Annotated in this window: 2 protein-coding genes; both read left to right on the top strand. The window is 58.4% G+C overall.

Translation table 11 applies throughout. The features are described 5' to 3' along the window. Positions 1-664 (top strand): hypothetical protein (locus EN939_RS35135; protein ID WP_164751558.1); only part of this gene is annotated, 664 nt, incomplete at its 5' end. Between the two features lie 5 nt (positions 665-669). After that, positions 670-1,140, top strand: a 471-nt coding sequence (locus EN939_RS35140; protein ID WP_127271936.1) for a phage major capsid protein, incomplete at its 3' end; no start/stop codon positions are given.

Genomic DNA, 1,140 nt, shown 5'->3' on the forward strand with positions numbered 1-1,140 from the left:
TTCCCACTACTTCGAACCGCAGAAGGGCCGCAAGCTCGCTGATGGGTCGGTGGTAACGCCTGCGAAGGCAATCGATTTTCTGTTCAATGCCCAGGCCAATCTGGACCGGGCTCCCGTCGAATCCATCATGGCCATCATCGACAGCTACGGCGTGCGCGACAAAATCGCAGCAGCATTTGGCCAGACCGTCCAGCAGGGCGAAAGCGAATTGCGGCAAGAGATTGCCGGGTTGAAAACGTTGCTCGCAACGGTCGGAAACCCCGCAAGTATCGACGACCGCATAAACCAGAAGCTTCAGGAACGCGCCGACCAGACATCGGCCGAAACTGAGTTGACCCGCTTGTCAGCCGACAAGCCGCTCTACTCGGAAATCCCTGAAGTCGACATGGTTGAAGCAATCCACAAGGCGCGAAGGAAGCTTGGCGATGCCGCCTCGAAAGAGGCCGTGTTCGGTCTGGCTTACGACATGGCCGTGAACGCCGATCCCGATCTTCGGGCCAAAGCAGCCGCTGGAAAGCCAGCCGCTTCGAATGGCGCCGCCAAGGTCGAAGGCGCTCGTCGAGCCGCCGCCGTCAACATCCCATCAACCGCATCAGGCAAGGGTCGGGCTCTCACCGAAGAGGAAGAGTTGGCCGCTGTCTATGATCGCAATCAAAAGGGTTAAACACCATGGCTGGTCCGTCGACCACCTTCACTGAAATGGTGTCCACCACGCTTCGCAACAGCGCGAACGAGGTGGCGGACAACGTTTCGAAGAACAACGCCTTCCTCAACCGGCTGAAGAAGAAGAACAAGATCCGCAACCTCGATGGCGGCACCGAAATTCAGGTGCAGCTCGAATACGCGGAAAACAACACCTATCAACGCTATGCCGGCCTCGACACGCTGAACACCAACGGCTCGGATGTCGTCACGTCCGCGAAATTCGACTGGGCGCAGGTCGCGCTGCATGTCGTTTCCAGCGGCAAGGAGCTTCGCCAGAACAGCGGCAAGTTCGCGATGATCAACCTCGTCAAGACCAAGAAGGGCAACGCGCTGAAGACCGCCGCGAATAACTTCTCGGTCGATCTGTACTCGGATGGTTCGCTGTCCAACCAGATCGGCGGCCTGGCCAACATTCTCCAGACCAATGGTCAGGGC

Origin of the sequence: Mesorhizobium sp. M7A.F.Ca.CA.002.05.1.1 (assembly GCF_003998335.1) — a bacterium.
GTDB lineage: Bacteria > Pseudomonadota > Alphaproteobacteria > Rhizobiales > Rhizobiaceae > Mesorhizobium.